This window comes from Citrobacter sp. On2M (assembly GCF_018035235.1).
Classification (GTDB): Bacteria; Pseudomonadota; Gammaproteobacteria; order Enterobacterales; family Enterobacteriaceae; genus Citrobacter; species Citrobacter meridianamericanus.
In genome coordinates this window covers 1-16,861 of sequence record NZ_WPCV01000006.1, presented here as the reverse complement: position 1 = coordinate 16,861, position 16,861 = coordinate 1, and the positions used below count along the sequence as shown (strand labels likewise).

The following is a 16,861-nucleotide window of genomic DNA, read 5'->3' as shown; positions in this document are numbered from 1 at the left end:
GAAAATCCAGGCCCGATGAAGTTATGTCATCGGGCCACTACGGTGAGTTGCGTTAGTTATTGTTTACCGGGGCATCCAAAGGATACGGATTTTTATGGATTCGGTTGTAGTTCAGAGCGTACAGCGCAGTAATGATCATCAGCGTGACGAACGACCACATCACTTCTTTAGCACCGGAACCGATAACCGCCCAGATACAATAGACAAACGCGATAAAGGTTACTGCCAGGTACACTGGGCGCGCTTTGCCGAAATGACCATGGCCGAGCAGCAGCAATGCCGCGCAGGTGTACAGATATGGCACCAGGGTGAAGATAACGGAGACCGAAGAGACCAGACCAAATTCTTTCGCGGCGTTCGGCGACATGCTGCTGAACTGGAAGATGGTCATCAGGATACCGACAATAATTAACCCGGCTACCGGCGTACCGGCTTTGTTGACGCGGGCAAAAATCGGCGGGAACAGGCCATCATCGGCTGCCGCTTTGGCAGTTTGTCCGGCAAGTAGCGTCCAGCCGCCCAGAGAACCGAGGCACCCGGCAGCCGCACAGAAGGAGACAATCGCCCCTGCGGTGTCACCCAGCGCCATTCGAGCGGCATCGCCGAACGGGGAAGCTGAAACACGCAGCGCAGCATTAGGGATCATACCCATAATCGCCGTGGTGGAGAGCACATAGCAAACCGCGGCAATCAGCACGCCACCAATAGTGGCAATAGGCACGTTACGTTTAGGGTTTTTAACCACGCCTGCCGCGACGGAGGCGCTTTCCACCCCAATAAATGACCACAAGGTTACGTTCAGAGTACTTTGAATCGCGCCGAAGGTGTTCATGCCGCTGACGTTCCAGGCCGCCATATAAGTTTCACCGCGGAACCAGAACCAGCCGAAGACGGCAATACCGACGATGGGCACCAGCGCCAGAACCGTTGCGACGGCCTGTACACGGGTGATCATTTTTGGTCCGACAATGTTCAGCAATACGAAGATCCACAGTACCACAACGCAGGTCAGTGTCAGGACCAACGGATCTTTTAAGATGGGGAAGAAGTAGCTCAGGTAACCGACGCCGATGACCACCATGGCGATGTTACCTATCCAGCAGGCCAGCCAGTACAGCACGTTGGTCTGGTAACCTAAAAAAGGGCCGAAACAGCGGCGGGCATAAGCGTAAGAACCACCGGGACTGGAGTCTAAGGACGACATTTTCGCATACACCATCGACAGCGCTAAAGCACCGATAATAGTGACCAACCATCCGTAGATTGCAATCCCGCCAGTTGACGCCAGGTTTGCGGGTAGCAGGAATACACCGGAACCCATGATATTCCCCGACACCATAAGGGTGACGGGGATTAATCCCACTTTGTGAGCATCAGCATCCGTCGACATATTTTTTAACTCCTGATTAGGATAAATGACGTCTTATCATACCTCTTCAGAAGACTATTTTATGATGGCGGACCAGGGGTATCGCCAATGCTGATATTATTATGGCTTATTGCTAACTGATTAAAAATCAGGTAGCGGATTGCTCCCTATGTTGACTAACATAATGCAGTGGCGTCATCCCATAGAACTCTTTGAAAACGGAAATAAAGTATGAGGTACTGTTATATCCGCACAGTTGAGAGACCTGAGAAATGTTTTTTCCGTCCATCATTAATTGATTGACGGCGTAACGCATACGACACGTAGTTATTATTTGACTGTAACTGGTGTTTTCATTTTTGAGCTTTTTCTTTAACAAACTGGGGCTCAGGCATAAGCAGCTGGCGACCATGCTTAAATTCCAGTCTTTATGGATATCGCTCTCGATAATGTGGTACACGCAGTCGCTGACGCAATTGCGTAGCATATGCATGAGCAGGGAGATAAATTTTTTGCTGTCGAGAAAACGTGATAACACTGTGAACAGAAGCGAACGAGTACGTTCGTATTCACCTTCATCCACCGTTTCCATCACGCTATGTTGAGCAGCTGCCCGGAAGATATCCGGCGTCAGGCAGACGGCGGTCATGACCGGATTGGCACTACGTTGCCAGGGAGGGATCTGTGACAGATCTTTGTTTAAGAATCGAAGATAGTCTTTAATAATTTCACGACTGATGTGTACGACCAGTGCGTTATTAAGTGATGATAAATCAATAATATTATTATCGCATGCTACCAGTGCCATGTTGTTGGCTTTTAAACTGATGGCTTCTTTTCCGTTAATCCTTAACCAAACATCCTTCTCCGTTAATACAACAACACAAGCTGCTCTGCTGCAAACCCTCATACCCAAACTCCAGGAATATGAACATAAAACACCGTAACCCACCAAATCAGGTGAATCAAATCGGTTAAATAGAATTGTATGATGAAACCAGGACTGCAATAAAATAACGTGTCTGAAATTAATTACAATATTTGGGGGGATTTTTCTTATGTACACATTTTTGTACGGAGTGGAAACTGGCGTTTTTTGTATGTAAAAAAAGCGCGGGGTGGTCCCGCGCAAAAAGGTATGACAGTGTTATTGTTTTGCAGCAATACTCAGGAATTACTCAAGAATGACATGTCTACCTTAAACATCGGACTCTCTAAAAAGAGACATTATGCTTTCACGCACATGACGTGATACACACCGTCAATAATTTCCGTTCCTTCGGTTTCATGTTCAAATCCAGGGAAGTGGTGGTCCCAGGACTGCAACGAACGCAGGTACCCAATTTGCGGGCTGTTGGCATCGCCAAAGTTTTCACCGGACAGCAGCATCGGAATTCCCGGTGGGTAAGGGATCACGGAGTTTGCCGCAATACGTCCCGCCAGATTTTCAATCGCGACCATCTCAACGTTGTCACTGACTATCGCATTGTAAGCGTCACGCGGGGTAATATTCGCATCCGGCAGACCGGAGTAAGCGGCATTGAGACGGCTGCCTGGATTGTTCTCTTTCAGCCAGGCAAACATGGTGTCGCCCAGATCGTGAATACCCATGTTGGCATAAGTGTCAGGATGTTCTTCCACCAGTTCTGGCATAACCTGTGACAGCGGTGTATTGGCATCGTAGTGGTGTTTGAAAGAGCACAACGTGTTGATTAATGTGCCCCATTTACCACGGGTAATCCCCATGGAGAACAGGAACATAATCTGGAAGTCGGTGGTACGGGTCGGCACGATACCGTGGCGGCCAAGCCAGGCGGTAACCAGCGCTGCCGGTACGCCGTTCTCTTCCAGTTCGCCATCGTCGCCCATCCCCGGAGCCAGAATGCTGACTTTGATTGGGTCCAGCATGCTCCAGTTATCCGGCAGGTCTTTAAAGCCGTGCCAGGATTCACCCGGACGCATCACCCAGCAATTCTGATCGGTTGCCAGCAATGTAGCTGGCGCGTCGGCAAAGTCATAGGTTTTACCGGTCTGCGGATCGGTTACCACTTCTTTGTTCCACGGTTTGAAGAACCAGTCGCCTTCGGCGGTGAATTCTTTGTACAACCTTGCCATGGCCTGACGGAAATCGACCGCTTCGTCGATCACTTCCTGAGTGAGTGACAGGCCGCTGTTACCGTCCATCATGGAGACCGCCACGTCGTTTGATGCGCAGATGGCATACAACGGAGAAGTGGTGGCGTGCATCATGTACGCCTGGTTAAAGCGGGAGAAGTTCACGGCTCCACGACCTTCACGGACGTGAATGTAAGATGCCTGAGAGAGCGCATTCAGCAGTTTGTGGGTCGAGTGGGTGGCAAAAACGGTAGGGCCGTTGTGATCGCCCGGCGCGCCACGCATGGCGTAGTGATCGGTATAAATTGGGTTGAAGCGGGCATAACCGTACCAGGCCTCATCGAAGTGGATGCGATCGCTGGTTTGCGCGAGCAGATCCTGCGCTTCTTTGGCGTTGTAGCAAACACCGTCGTAGGTACAGTTGGTCACAACGCTGTAAGACGGTTTTTGCCCGGCCTTGCCTTTGGTCAGCGGGCTTTCGCTGATTTTTTTCTGCAATGTTTCAGGCTGCATTTCCTGCGGGTAGATAGGTCCGATAATGCCGTACCGGTTGCGGCTAGGTACCATGTACACCGGTTTTGCCCCAGTGAGGATCAGCCCCTGCTCGATAGATTTGTGGCAGTTACGATCCAACACCACGACGTCATTGTCGGTCATACAAGCCTGCATGATGGTGCGGTTAGAGCCGGAAGTCCCGACCACCACGGACCAGGAACGATCGGCGCCGAACACGCGGGCAGCATTTTTTTCACTTTCCCCAAATGCGCCAGTATGGTCGAGTAAAGAACCGAGATTGGTACGTTCAATCCCCATGTCGGTACGGAACAGATTTTCACCGTAGTAGTCATGGTACAGTCGACCGGCAGGCGTTTTGGTGAAACCGACACCGCCCTGGTGACCAGGAGCCGCCCAGGAATACTCATGGACATTACTGTATTTCATCAGGGCGTTGAACAGCGGCGGTAACAATTGCTGACGATAGCGAGTCATCGCTGCGATGGCGCGGCCAGCGATAAAGTCAGCGCTGTCCTCCAGAATCCAGGCGAATTCATCGACAAGCTCCAGCAGGTCGCGATCCAGTGACGCGGTGGCCTTTTCCCGATCGCCCAGCAGGAAAACAGGAACGTTTTGCTGGCGCTCGTGGAGCTTACCGATCAATTGCCTGACATTCAGGTGCTCGTCTTGTTGTTCCATTTGATAGCTGAACATCAGGCAATCAATGGCTTCATTTGCGGCGAGGATGGCATAACCATCGTCGAATGAGGTGGACTTAATGACGGTAACATTTTGGCGGCTTAAAGCATCGGCCAGACGTTCGACAGCGCTACCGACCCAGGTGTCCTGATGCAGAAACTCACTTTCAACAATTAATACTTTCATCATCTTTTACCCGGTTGTGGAAAGGTTGCAATTTAGGGATTGCAGACACACCGTATGAATGTGACGTAGGCAAGTATTATCCTGACAAAATGGCCTGTAAAGCGGGTGAAAAATAGTCTGATTTGACTTTATTATTTTATTAAACAAAAGGTTGTGTTTACTTGTTGTCGGTTTTCCACTGCCGTTTATCGACAGGGGGAATATTTTTTTGGCTGATACTGATATCAGCGAATGATATCAACCCGCCATTGTTTGCCGACGCTGCTGGCTCAGTTTACGGTACTGCTGCGGCGACATGCCGACAAACTTGCTGAAGGTGTCATAAAAACGGCTGCTGGATCGGAATCCGGCAGTCAATGCGACGTCGAGAATGGTTTTATCGGTATCGCTAAGCAATGCGCGGACGTGATTGATCCGCATGGCGGTGATGTACTGCTTCATGGTGAGTTGCATCACGCGCTGGAAAATCCCCATCGCGTAGTTGGCATTGAGCTTCACGTGCTCCGCAACGTCGTTGATGGTAAGCGCCTGATCGTAGTTATCAGCAATAAAGCTCAACATTTGGCTGACGTAAAACTGGGCATGCCGTGAGGCGCTATTTTTATGCGTGCGTGAGGTTTTGTTGACCAGAATAGGTTCCCATCCAGAAAGGCTAAACCGCTTTAACATCAGGCCGATTTCATCGATCGCCAACTGGCGAATTTGCTCATTTGGGCTGTTCGCTTCCTGCTGCCAGCGCAGCACTTCAAAGGTACTGAGTTGCTGGGTCGCGAGCGATTTGACGACCATGCCATGGGTAACATGATTGATAAGCTCCCGATCCAGTGGCCAGGAGAGAAACAGATGCATCGGTAAGCTGAAAATCGCCATCTGCTTGCAGTTGCCGGGGCGGGTGAGTTGATGTGGGGTACAGGCCCAGAATAGGGTGATATGTCCTTGTTTTATCTTTACGACTTCGTTGTTGATCAAATACTCCACATCGCCGTCAAACGGTACGTTGACTTCCACCTGACCGTGCCAGTGGCTGGCAGGCATAGCATGTGGTGAACGCAGCTCAATATCCATCCGCTGATATTCAGAGTAGAGCGACAGCGGGCTGCGGGTCTGTTTTTCGTCGCCATTACACATATGCGGGTCGGGCGGGAGAAAGACTATCGGCTCTGTACTCATCATCACTCCATTTCCTGAATTATCAGAATCATGTCTCATCCGCAGAAAAGAAACCGCGAAGGGGGGCACAAAACTGGTCGCTATGAATGATAGTAGACCGATTATCAGGCCGGATACTCTGCTTTTTAGGTGATTTAATCCCAAAAACTCAGATCGTCACACGGCTGACAGAGGATCTGAGTTTTTGGGAATGCTCATGAGGGAAAACGGAGGTTTTCACCCGGGCGGCGTGCCACCATGACCGTGTTCACTACTGTTCTGGAGAGTCATGATGTCTGCACCCAAAATTACCTTTATCGGCGCCGGTTCGACGATTTTCGTCAAAAATATCCTCGGGGACGTTTTTCATCGCGATGCGTTGAAGTCGGCGCATATCGCCTTGATGGATGTCGATCCTACACGTCTGGAAGAGTCACACATTGTTGTGCGTAAACTGATGGATTCTGCGGGTGCATCCGGGCATATCACCTGTTATAGCGATCAAAAAGCGGCATTGCAGGATGCTGATTTTGTGGTTGTCGCTTTCCAGATTGGCGGCTATGAACCCTGTACCGTTACCGATTTTGCGGTGTGTAAACGTCATGGTCTGGAGCAGACGATTGCCGACACTCTGGGGCCGGGCGGCATCATGCGTGCGCTGCGCACTATCCCGCATTTATGGCAGATTTGTGAGGACATGACGGAAGTCTGCCCGCAGGCCACCATGCTTAACTACGTTAACCCGATGGCGATGAACACCTGGGCAATGTATGCGCGCTATCCGCATATCAAGCAGGTTGGGTTGTGCCATTCAGTACAGGGCACGGCGGAAGAGCTGGCGCGGGATCTAGATATTGATCCTGCTTCGCTACGTTATCGTTGCGCCGGGATCAACCACATGGCGTTTTATCTGGAGCTGGAGCGTAAAACGGCTGATGGGGGCTATGTGGATCTCTACCCGGAACTGTTGGCGGCTTATGATTCCGGTCAGGCACCGAAACCGAATATTCATGGGAATACCCGTTGCCAGAACATTGTGCGTTATGAAATGTTCAAAAAACTGGGCTTTTTCGTCACCGAGTCATCGGAACACTTTGCGGAATATACGCCGTGGTTTATTAAACCGGGGCGTGAAGATCTGATTGAACGCTACAAGGTTCCACTGGATGAATATCCTAAACGCTGCGTGGAACAGGTGGCGAACTGGAATAAAGAGCTGGAAGAGTACAAAACGGCGGCGCGGATCGATATTAAGCCGTCGCGCGAATATGCCAGCACTATCATGAACGCTATCTGGACTGGTGAACCAAGCGTGGTGTATGGCAACGTTCGTAATGACCATCTGATCGATAACCTGCCGCAAGGCTGTTGCGTGGAGGTAGCTTGCCTGGTTGATGCGAATGGTATTCAGCCAACGAAGGTGGGGACGCTCCCGTCCCATTTGGCGGCCATGATGCAAACCAATATCAATGTTCAGACCCTGCTAACGGAAGCCATTCTGACGGAAAATCGCGATCGCGTTTATCACGCGGCGATGATGGATCCGCATACCGCCGCGGTATTGGGAATTGAGGAGATTTATGCGCTGGTGGACGATCTAATCGCCTCCCATGGCGACTGGCTGCCAGCCTGGTTACATCGTTAACACACAATCACGCCGGGCAGAGTATCCGGCGTTTAACGTCTGACGTTTCCTCTTACAGAAGGCGGGCGCTGGTAACAGCGACCCGATACCCTATGAGCATCTCTCTGACTACAAAACTCAGTTACGGATTTGGCGCGTTTGGTAAGGATTTCGCTATCGGTATCGTGTACATGTACCTGATGTATTACTACACCGACGTGGTGGGATTATCGGTGGGCGTCGTCGGAACTTTGTTCCTGGTGGCAAAAATATGGAACGCGTTTAACGATCCGGTGATGGGGTGGATAGTGAATGCCACCCGGTCGCGTTGGGGAAAATTTAAACCCTGGATCTTACTCGGTACGCTGGCGAACTCGTTGGTGCTGTTTTTGCTTTTTAGCGCACATCTGTTTGAGGGGACGGCGCAAATCGTTTTTGTTTGTGTGACGTACATATTGTGGGGGATGACCTACACCATTATGGATATTCCATTCTGGTCGCTGGTCCCCACGATTACGCTGGATAAACGCGAGCGTGAACAACTGGTGCCGTTCCCTCGTTTCTTCGCCAGCCTTGCAGGGTTTGTCACCGCGGGCGTGACGCTACCCTTTGTAAACTATGTTGGCGGCGCGGATCGCGGGTTCGGTTTTCAGATGTTTACGCTGGTGCTGATCGCATTTTTTATTGTTTCTACCCTCGTAACCTTGCGCAATGTGCACGAAGTGTATTCCTCTGACAGCGAAGCCACGGCAGACAGCACCCGGCTGACGCTGAAATCAATCCTTGCGCTTATCTACAAAAACGATCAGCTTTCCTGCCTGCTGGGTATGGCGCTGGCTTACAACGTGGCGTCCAATATCATTACTGGTTTTGCGATTTATTACTTCACCTACGTGGTGGGTGATGCTGACCTTTTCCCATACTACCTCTCCTATGCCGGAGCGGCTAACTTGCTGACATTGATTCTCTTTCCCCGTCTGTCAAAGGCGCTTTCTCGCCGGATACTGTGGGCTGGCGCTTCGGTTATGCCGGTTCTGAGCGCAGGCGTATTGCTGATTATGGCACTGGGGGCATTCCACAATACTTTCCTGATTGTTACCGCAGGGATCCTTCTGAACATTGGTACGGCACTGTTCTGGGTACTTCAGGTGATTATGGTGGCGGACACCGTAGATTACGGCGAGTATAAGTTTAACGTCCGCTGCGAGAGTATTGCCTATGCCGTGCAGACGATGGTGGTCAAAGGTGGCTCGGCGTTTTCTGCTTTCTTTATTGCGGTGGTGCTGGGATTGATTGGTTATGTTCCGAATGCAACGCAATCCGCTGAGACCATTCTTGGCATGCAGTTCATCATGATCGCGCTGCCGACGCTCTTCTTCATTGTGACACTGGTGCTCTATTTCCGTTACTACCGGTTAAATGGCGATATGCTGCGTAAGATTCAGATCCACCTGCTGGATAAATACCGAAAAGTACCGTCGCCCGTCAAGCAGTCGAATACCCCGGAGATACCGGTGGTAGTGGCCAGCGATGCGAAGGCGTAGCTATGGAATGGCATTCCTGGATTGGCTATCTGGCGGCAACGCTGACGACGCTCTCTTTTTTGCCGCAGGCGATTAAGGTCATTACCACCCGCAACACCCAAGGTATCTCCGGTTTAATGTATGTGATGTTTGTGTGCGGGTTGGTTTTGTGGCTGGTTTATGGGTTATTGATTGACGATACCGCCGTCAGTATGGCGAACTTTCTGACGCTGCTGTTCGCCTTGCCGATTCTGGTTATCAAATCGCGTAATGGGTAGGGCAGATTGCCGGATAAGCGTTAGCGCTATCCGGCGATTTTTAACTGTCTGTTGTGCCAGCCCGCCAGCACGAGCACCGTCGTTAGCGCGCCGAGCAGGGCGCAGAACATATCCGACTGGGTATCCCACGGGTCGCCTTGCGTACCCAGAAAATCATCGGCTCCCTGGCCCATCGCCAGTGCCGCCCACCATTCGATCAGCTCATACATCGCGCTAATCGCCAGCGCTACGCAGCAGACCAAAAAAGCCAGCATTTTGCGGCCACGAACGCGATTACCGCGCACTAAAATCTCTCTTGCCGCTAGTGCAGGTACCAGCCCCTGGAAGAAGTGACCCAGCTTGTCATACGGGTTACGACTGAGATCCAGCCATTCCTGAACCTGAAAACCGACGGGAACTTTGGCGTAGGTATACATACCGCCGACCATCAGAATGATGGCGTGCAAAAAAATGAGCGTGTAGAGCAATGGCGTCAGCGGATACTGTTTTTTGGTCGCCAGCAATAATGGGACGACAATAATGACCGGCGTGACTTCCATCAGCCAGGTGATCTTCTCCGAGGCTGAGATACCGGTGTAGATAAGAATCAGCGTCAGCAGCAGCGCGCCAGTATGCAAGATTGTGACGTTCAGGGTACGAAGCATTGCGAATTCACAAGTAATGGAAAAGGTCACTATTCCCTGTGCGCAACAAAAATTCAAGGTCAGTAAATGGGGGGATAAAGGAGGCCCGGGGGGATCACTGGACTGACGCCAAAAAACGGGTGTCAGTCCAGTGCCGGGCCGAATGGGTTTACTTCGCGCAGTTAGCGCATTGTTTGCTGACGATTTGCTGGAAGAAATCGTTGCCTTTGTCATCGACCAGGATGAAAGCCGGGAAATCTTCTACTTCGATTTTCCAGATTGCTTCCATACCCAGCTCCGGGTATTCCACGCATTCCAGATGCTTAATGCTCTGCTGCGCCAGTACCGCTGCCGGACCACCGATGCTGCCTAAGTAGAAGCCGCCGTGTTTGTGGCAGGCGTCAGTTACCTGCTGGCTACGGTTACCTTTCGCCAACATGATCATGCTGCCGCCATGGGACTGCAGCAGGTCAACATAGGAGTCCATGCGACCCGCAGTGGTTGGGCCTAAAGAGCCAGACGGATAACCCGCAGGGGTTTTGGCCGGACCCGCATAGTAGATCGGGTGATCTTTCACGTACTGTGGCAGGCCTTCGCCGGACTCAATACGTTCTTTTAGCTTCGCGTGGGCGATATCGCGACCGACAATGATAGTGCCGCTCAGCGACAGACGAGTAGAAACCGGGTACTGAGAAAGCTGGGCAAGGATCTCTTTCATTGGGCGGTTGAGGTCAACTTTGACCACTTCACCTTCGCCTGCCTGGCGCAGGGATTCCGGAATGTATTGAGCTGGATTGTGTTCCAGTTTTTCAATCCAGATCCCTTCGCGGTTAATCTTGGCCTTAATGTTACGATCTGCGGAGCAAGAGACACCCATACCAACCGGGCAGGACGCGCCGTGGCGAGGCAGGCGGATCACGCGGATATCGTGCGCGAAGTATTTCCCGCCAAACTGGGCTCCGAGGCCGAGTTTCTGCGCTTCTTCCAGCAGTTCCTGTTCCAGTTGCAGATCGCGGAACGCCTGGCCGTGCGCATTACCTTCAGTTGGCAGTGCGTCATAGTAGTGTGTGCTGGCCAGCTTCACCGTTTTCAGGGTGCTTTCCGCTGACGTGCCGCCAATGACAAATGCAATATGATACGGCGGGCAAGCTGCAGTACCCAGCGTACGCATTTTCTCCACCAGGAAGTTTTTCAGTTTGCCGGGAGTCAGCAGCGCTTTGGTTTCCTGATACAGATAGGTTTTGTTCGCTGAACCGCCGCCTTTGGCTACGCACAGGAATTTGTATTCGTCGCCGTCCACGCTGTACAGATCGATTTGTGCGGGCAGGTTGGTGCCAGTATTCACTTCTTTGTACATATCCAGCGCCGCGTTTTGCGAGTAGCGCAGGTTATCTTCAATATAGGTATTAAATACGCCTTTAGAGAGTGCCGCTTCGTCGCCGCCACCGGTCCAGACACGCTGACCTTTTTTCCCCATGATAATGGCCGTACCGGTGTCCTGGCAGGTTGGCAACACGCCTTTGGCGGCGATTTCGGAGTTTCTCAGGAACTGCAGCGCGACATACTTATCGTTTTCGCTGGCTTCGGGATCATGGAGGATTGAGGCGACTTGCTGTTGGTGTTCAGGGCGGAGCATGAAGGAGGCGTCGTGGAAGGCTTGTTGGGCCAGTAGCGTAAGTGCTTCAGGAGCTACTTTCAGGATTGTTTCGCCTTCAAACTCGCCAACGCTGACGTGATCGGATGTCAGCAGGTAGTACTCAGTTTTGTCTTCCCCCAGTGGGAAAGCCGCCTGGTAAGTGAATTCAACTTTTGACATTTGCTTCCAGCCTTTTCATTTTTCTCAGGAATTTTAAAATTCTCTGCGTCTTAACGGTGGCGTGCCGTACCAAAACGGACGGCACGCGAACTGTAATTACAGGAAACCGTACATTGCGGCGAAGATCCAACCAAAGACACAGGATACGCTTACGCCGATCAAACCAGGCAGAATGAAACTGTGGTTGATAACGAAGCGGCCAATGTGGGTAGTGCCGGAACGGTCAAACTGAATTGCCGCCAGATCGCTTGGGTAAGTCGGCAGAATGTAGTAACCGTAACATGCCGGAGCGGAAGCCACGATGTATGCTGGATCGACCCCAATTGCCAGCGCGACCGGAACAATCGCCGCCAGCGCCGCTGCCTGAGAGTTTACAAATTTAGATACCAGCAGCAGAACAATTGCATAGGCCCACGGATACTCTTTCACCATGTTGCCCAGCACACCTTCGATTTCTGCCATGTGCGCGCCGAACATGGTTTCTGCCATCCAGGCAATACCGTACACCGCCACAATCGCGATCATACCGGAACGGAAGACTTCGTTTTTAGATATTGAAGCGGGATTGGTCTTCGTCAGGATAATAATCAGCGCACCGGTCAGCAGCATGAACATCTGGATGACCAGTACCATTGACAGCGGTTTGCCGCTGAAGGTAGGACGCAGTTCAGAGAACGCGCCGAGCACGGCAACAACGGCGATAGCGGCAAGGAAGATCCACATGGCCAGCCAGTTGCTTTTCGGCAGCTTTTTGTCTAACAGCGTGGCGGTATCGCCATAAACGTAGTTGTGGTTTTCAGGTACGGAAATAAACTTCTGGAACTCTTCATCTTTATCCAGATCTTTACCACGAAACCAGCTGAAGATACCGATCGCCAGGATACCCAACAGGGTAGACGGGATGGTGATGCTGAGCAGGTCGAGGAATTCGAGATGCTTACCTTCAAACGTTACGTTACCCAGCATGGCGACCAGTGAAACAACGGCTACGGAAACAGGGCTGGCGATAATCCCCATCTGCGCACCGATAGAGCTCGCCGCCATCGGACGTTCCGGGCGAATATTGTTCTTAATGGCAACGTCATAAATGATTGGCAGGATGGTGTATACCACGTGGCCTGTACCACAGAGAATCGTCAGGGTGCAGGTCACGAACGGGGCGACGATGGAAACGTATTTTGGGTTACGGCGCAGCAGCTTTTCAGCAATTTGCAGCATAACGTCAAGGCCACCGGAGGCTTGCAAGGTTGCCGATGCGGCGACCACGGCAATAATAACCAGCATGACATCTACAGGCGGTTTACCCGGCTGAAGATGGAAAACGAAAACCAGAATGACCAGGCCGATACCGCCTAATAAACCCAGCGCGATACCGCCCTTTCTGGCACCATAAAACAAACATATTAATATTATGAGAAGTTGTATACTAAATAACATTTTATTTACCCTCGCGAAAAACCCAGTCAATTTTTTGAAAAATGGATCTGTGCCACATTCTTTTTTGCCGGAATAGGCATCAAAAAATGGTCAGTATTCGATATGTCCGTATTTGCGATTAATGTTCAAATGTCTTGCTAGAATGTTTTCTTAAAATTATGGTGATATTTGGCTTTTTTCTGTGGTGTTGATCAGAGGAAAGTATCCTCAGGCGATGGGAAGCAGGGCTGGGTGTGGAGAGCTGCGGTTGACGCTGTAATTTATCTGTTTTGCGTTTTCCGCTATTACGTGAACCACCGACAAAATGGGTGAGTAGATTATTTATGTGATCACGCTCGCGCCATTTCATGATGTAATGAGGTTGGCGTGCGGATACTTTTACTTGCTCACAAAAATGTACGGTGTCCATGGTACGTAGCATGGTCTCCATTGCTACCAGTCTAGATTTTGTATGTCTGGTTAATTTCAGACTAATCCTTTATGGGTAAAAATACACACTCTGCGAGTTAGATAATACTTAATTAACTTTTGTTAGCGATTTTGAAATTAAAAACAGTGTGACGTTAATCAATATTAAAATAATACATTTAACATGCTGGATACAAATACATTTGATCTAACGCAAATTTATAATTCTGCAGCATGAGTCAGCAAAATAGGGATTTTTCATTATTTTAATAATTGTTACTTTCAAATAACAAATAATCCCAATATGTTTTTATTGGCAATATTGTTTAAGCAATGAGTAGTGCTCAGCCTGAACGCGGTAACGATAAACCGGTCTACCCGTTACGCCATAATGGATGCTGGTAAATAATATGTGACAATTGACGAGCCAGATAAGATATTTACGGCATGAGACGCGCGAGATATTGACCTCATTAGCCAGCTCATCGGTGGAGAACTCCTGATCCTGATGCTCATCAATCCACTGACACAGCGTGCGTAACGTTTGTGGCGTTAACCCTTTAGGTAAGCGCCGCGCTTCCTGCTCATTAGAGGAACTTCCATGAATCAACTGGTCAAGCTCAGACTGTTCATAGTACTGATGCTTTTCCATTTCGTTTTTCTTTTGTAACCACCCGGTAAGCGCTTCTTCAAAACGGGATGCCTGAAAAGGTTTGATCAGGTAGTCAACGACACCATAGTGAAGGGAGTCTTTGATAGTCGTTGCGTCAGCGGCGGAAGAGATGACAATAACATCACACTTGCAACCTTCGCTGTGCAGAACGGGCAACAGATCCAGACCGTTTTCTTTTTGCATATAAATATCAAGCAAAATCAGGTCGATATGATTACCGCTATGAAAGATTATCTCTTTCGCTTTCTCCAGCGTGGAGGCTGTGCCGCAGCAATGAAACCCGGAGAGTTGTGCAACATAACGACGGTTTAATTCCGCTACCATTGCATCGTCATCGACAATTAAGACATTGATCATCTGCTGGCCCTCTCACCATTCCACGGTAACTGTACAAAAAATTGGGTGAAGATCCCAGGTTCAGACTCGACGGAAATATTGCCGCCAACGTTTTCAACCTGTTGTTTAACAAGCGCTAAACCAACGCCCCGTTCGGTTCCTTTTGACGAAACGCCCTTCTCAAAGATGTGCTCAATGTGTTCGGGGGCGATCCCCGGACCATCGTCATTCACTTCGCAATGCAACCAGCCGTGTCGATAATGCAAGGATACGCTGATCTCGCCCCCAGGTTCTTGACCTAGCGCTTCCAGGGCGTTTTCAATTAAATTCCCCAGAACGGTAATCAGCACTGCCACCTGATCTTCGTTGCTGTTTTCCGGCAACTGGCTTTCATTGCTGATCACCAGGCTATGGCCTAAATCAGATGTGCGATTAATCTTACTGAGTAAAAATCCTGCGATCACCGGGGATTTAATTTTTCCTAACAGCGAGCCAATCTCTTCTTGATAATTGTTCGCGGTCTTCAGGATATAATTTTCAAGCTGCTTATAACTTTTCAGATGCAATAATCCCAGAATCACGTGCAATTTATTCATAAATTCGTGGGATCGTTCACGAAGTGCGTCGGCATAGTTAACCATACCGTCCAGACGCTGCATCAGTTTTCGGACTTCAGTTTTGTCTCTGAAGGTTGAAATGGCCCCGATGATTTTACCGTTGCTGAGCACCGGAACTGTGTTTATCAAGAGTAGTCGATCCTTCACCATGATCTCTTCATCGCGACGCGGCGTACCATTATGTAGTACCTGTGAAAAATCGACCACCTGTGACCACGCGTGGCTGAGCGTAGAGAGCTGAGCATCGTCTTGCGATTTGTGGTAATCCAGTAGCTCCTGCGCCGCTTGGTTTATCAGCGTTACCTCACCGCATTCGTCAACGGCAATGACGCCTTCCTTTATAGAATGCAACATCGCCTGGCGTTGTTCGAACAGATTGGATATTTCATAAGGTTCCAGGCCAAACAGAATGCGCTTGAGGACTTTAACGAATATCCATGTGCCGAGTAGCCCAACCAGTACACCAAATAAGATGGACCAGATGATGCTACCGCGACTGTTATTGATCTGTTCAGCAACTCTGCTTAGCTCAAGACCGATCGCCACGACGCCAATTTGTCGGTGATGCTCGTCATAGATTGGGGTGAAAACACGCAGGGCTTGTGCCAGGAACCCGCGATTAATAGCCACATTCTCTTTGCCTTGCAGGGCCAGCAAAATGTCATCACCTTTAAACGGCTGGCCAATTCGTTGCGCTTCGGGATGGGAGTAACGAATGCTCTGCATATCGGTGACTACAATGAACAAAAAGTCATTGCTCTTATTCACCGCCTGGGCAATCTCCTGAATGCCACTTTCTTCGGGCTTCTTCATTAGCCCCTGACGGATTTCTGGAGAATTCGCCAGCGTTCGTGCGACAGCAAGCGCTTTATCAGCTAGCGCATCGCGCGTCATATTACTTATTTGCGAGAAATAAATCAGATGAACGACAAGCAGCACAGAGAAGAGTACCGCACTGACCATGAGGATCACGGTGGTACCGAGCTTCATCGGGCGTTTGCGTATAGCAGTACGTTGCAGAGAGTGTCTCATCACGGTCCTGGAATCACTGTTTGTACGGGTATTATCGCCTGATGGGGTACGTAATTCAAAGGTGGTAGGGCTATGGGGCATAGGCTACCTGTACTTTTCTTCTTTTATATAACGTAGCGCGAATTTCTTTCTATATAGAGAATAGAGATTTCCTTATCTGTTTTTCTACTTTTCAGCGATGGTGGCCGCTAATCTTCTTACGATTGTGGATAACTCTGTGTCTAAATGGGTATAAAGCGGGGTTTTGCTGTGGAATGCAGCACTCAGTCATTTTTCTGTCATTTAAGGGTTGCGGGCTGCAGGAAACTCCCTATAATGCGCCTCCATCGACACGGCGGATGTGAATCACTTCACACAAACAGCCGGTCCGGTTGAAGAGAAAAACCTGAAAATGAGGGTTGACTCTGAAAGAGGAAAGCGTAATATACGCCACCTCGCGACAGAGCGCTAAAGCGCGTCGCAACTGCTCTTTAACAATTTA

Annotated in this window: 13 protein-coding genes; 3 read left to right on the top strand and 10 right to left on the bottom strand. The window is 50.0% G+C overall.

The window, feature by feature from the left end; all coding sequences use genetic code 11:
- Positions 1-52 precede the first annotated feature (52 nt).
- The 4 genes from adiC to melR all read right to left on the bottom strand — a co-directional run bounded on the left by adiC (position 53) and on the right by melR (position 6,034).
- Positions 53-1,390, bottom strand: a complete 1,338-nt coding sequence (adiC, locus tag On2M_RS21970; protein WP_151218019.1) for an arginine/agmatine antiporter — start codon at positions 1,388-1,390, stop codon at positions 53-55.
- Between the two features lie 127 nt (positions 1,391-1,517).
- Positions 1,518-2,279: an AraC family transcriptional regulator gene (locus On2M_RS21965; protein ID WP_151218018.1), complete on the bottom strand. Its 762-nt coding sequence runs from the start codon at positions 2,277-2,279 to the stop codon at positions 1,518-1,520.
- A 317-nt stretch (positions 2,280-2,596) separates the two neighbouring features.
- The gene (gene adiA / locus On2M_RS21960; protein WP_151218099.1) at positions 2,597-4,864 is read right to left on the bottom strand and encodes an arginine decarboxylase; all 2,268 of its coding nucleotides are present in this window, start codon (positions 4,862-4,864) and stop codon (positions 2,597-2,599) included.
- 237 nt (positions 4,865-5,101) lie between these two features.
- Complete coding sequence (melR, locus tag On2M_RS21955; protein ID WP_151218098.1) at positions 5,102-6,034, bottom strand: transcriptional regulator MelR; 933 nt, start codon at positions 6,032-6,034, stop codon at positions 5,102-5,104.
- A 268-nt stretch (positions 6,035-6,302) separates the two neighbouring features.
- On the opposite strand from melR, the gene On2M_RS21950 reads away from it, so the two are divergent.
- From On2M_RS21950 to On2M_RS21940, 3 genes are all read left to right on the top strand, one after another.
- Positions 6,303-7,658 carry an alpha-glucosidase/alpha-galactosidase gene (locus tag On2M_RS21950; protein WP_187260084.1) on the top strand — a complete coding sequence of 452 codons (1,356 nt, stop codon included), beginning with the start codon at positions 6,303-6,305 and terminating at the stop codon, positions 7,656-7,658.
- A 92-nt stretch (positions 7,659-7,750) separates the two neighbouring features.
- Positions 7,751-9,181, top strand: a complete 1,431-nt coding sequence (gene melB / locus On2M_RS21945; RefSeq protein ID WP_187253956.1) for a melibiose:sodium transporter MelB — start codon at positions 7,751-7,753, stop codon at positions 9,179-9,181.
- 2 nt (positions 9,182-9,183) lie between these two features.
- Entirely contained in the window at positions 9,184-9,438 is a 255-nt protein-coding gene (locus tag On2M_RS21940) for a SemiSWEET transporter (RefSeq protein WP_151218016.1), read from the top strand.
- 26 nt (positions 9,439-9,464) lie between these two features.
- Here On2M_RS21940 and On2M_RS21935 read toward each other — a convergent pair whose 3' ends face one another.
- The 6 genes from On2M_RS21935 to On2M_RS21910 all read right to left on the bottom strand — a co-directional run bounded on the left by On2M_RS21935 (position 9,465) and on the right by On2M_RS21910 (position 16,380).
- Positions 9,465-10,082, bottom strand: a complete 618-nt coding sequence (locus tag On2M_RS21935) for a DUF2238 domain-containing protein (RefSeq protein ID WP_151218015.1) — start codon at positions 10,080-10,082, stop codon at positions 9,465-9,467.
- Between the two features lie 148 nt (positions 10,083-10,230).
- Positions 10,231-11,877, bottom strand: a complete 1,647-nt coding sequence (gene fumA, locus On2M_RS21930; RefSeq protein WP_016155418.1) for a class I fumarate hydratase FumA — start codon at positions 11,875-11,877, stop codon at positions 10,231-10,233.
- A 96-nt stretch (positions 11,878-11,973) separates the two neighbouring features.
- On the bottom strand, positions 11,974-13,314 hold the full coding sequence (dcuB, locus tag On2M_RS21925; protein WP_151218014.1) for an anaerobic C4-dicarboxylate transporter DcuB: 1,341 nt from the start codon (positions 13,312-13,314) through the stop codon (positions 11,974-11,976).
- A gap of 118 nt (positions 13,315-13,432) precedes the next feature.
- On the bottom strand, positions 13,433-13,735 hold the full coding sequence (locus On2M_RS21920) for a hypothetical protein (protein ID WP_151218013.1): 303 nt from the start codon (positions 13,733-13,735) through the stop codon (positions 13,433-13,435).
- Positions 13,736-14,032: 297 nt separating this feature from the next.
- A complete protein-coding gene (gene dcuR / locus On2M_RS21915; protein ID WP_151218012.1) occupies positions 14,033-14,752 on the bottom strand; it encodes a two-component system response regulator DcuR in 720 nt (239 codons plus the stop codon).
- Positions 14,749-16,380, bottom strand: coding sequence for a sensor histidine kinase (locus On2M_RS21910; protein WP_210905457.1), 1,632 nt, complete (start codon positions 16,378-16,380; stop codon positions 14,749-14,751). Before On2M_RS21910 ends, dcuR begins: the two co-directional genes overlap by 4 nt.
- Positions 16,381-16,861: the final 481 nt, after the last annotated feature.

Bases quoted from the DNA above. Each gene is read 5' to 3' on its own strand.
- adiC (WP_151218019.1), bottom strand. From the start codon at position 1,390: ATGTCGACGGATGCTGATGCTCACAAAGTGGGATTAATCCCCGTCACC.
- On2M_RS21965 (WP_151218018.1), bottom strand. From the start codon at position 2,279: ATGAGGGTTTGCAGCAGAGCAGCTTGTGTTGTTGTATTAACGGAGAAG.
- adiA (WP_151218099.1), bottom strand. From the start codon at position 4,864: ATGAAAGTATTAATTGTTGAAAGTGAGTTTCTGCATCAGGACACCTGG.
- melR (WP_151218098.1), bottom strand. From the start codon at position 6,034: ATGAGTACAGAGCCGATAGTCTTTCTCCCGCCCGACCCGCATATGTGT.
- On2M_RS21950 (WP_187260084.1), top strand. From the start codon at position 6,303: ATGATGTCTGCACCCAAAATTACCTTTATCGGCGCCGGTTCGACGATT.
- melB (WP_187253956.1), top strand. From the start codon at position 7,751: ATGAGCATCTCTCTGACTACAAAACTCAGTTACGGATTTGGCGCGTTT.
- On2M_RS21940 (WP_151218016.1), top strand. From the start codon at position 9,184: ATGGAATGGCATTCCTGGATTGGCTATCTGGCGGCAACGCTGACGACG.
- On2M_RS21935 (WP_151218015.1), bottom strand. From the start codon at position 10,082: ATGCTTCGTACCCTGAACGTCACAATCTTGCATACTGGCGCGCTGCTG.
- fumA (WP_016155418.1), bottom strand. From the start codon at position 11,877: ATGTCAAAAGTTGAATTCACTTACCAGGCGGCTTTCCCACTGGGGGAA.
- dcuB (WP_151218014.1), bottom strand. From the start codon at position 13,314: ATGTTATTTAGTATACAACTTCTCATAATATTAATATGTTTGTTTTAT.
- On2M_RS21920 (WP_151218013.1), bottom strand. From the start codon at position 13,735: ATGCTACGTACCATGGACACCGTACATTTTTGTGAGCAAGTAAAAGTA.
- dcuR (WP_151218012.1), bottom strand. From the start codon at position 14,752: ATGATCAATGTCTTAATTGTCGATGACGATGCAATGGTAGCGGAATTA.
- On2M_RS21910 (WP_210905457.1), bottom strand. From the start codon at position 16,380: ATGAGACACTCTCTGCAACGTACTGCTATACGCAAACGCCCGATGAAG.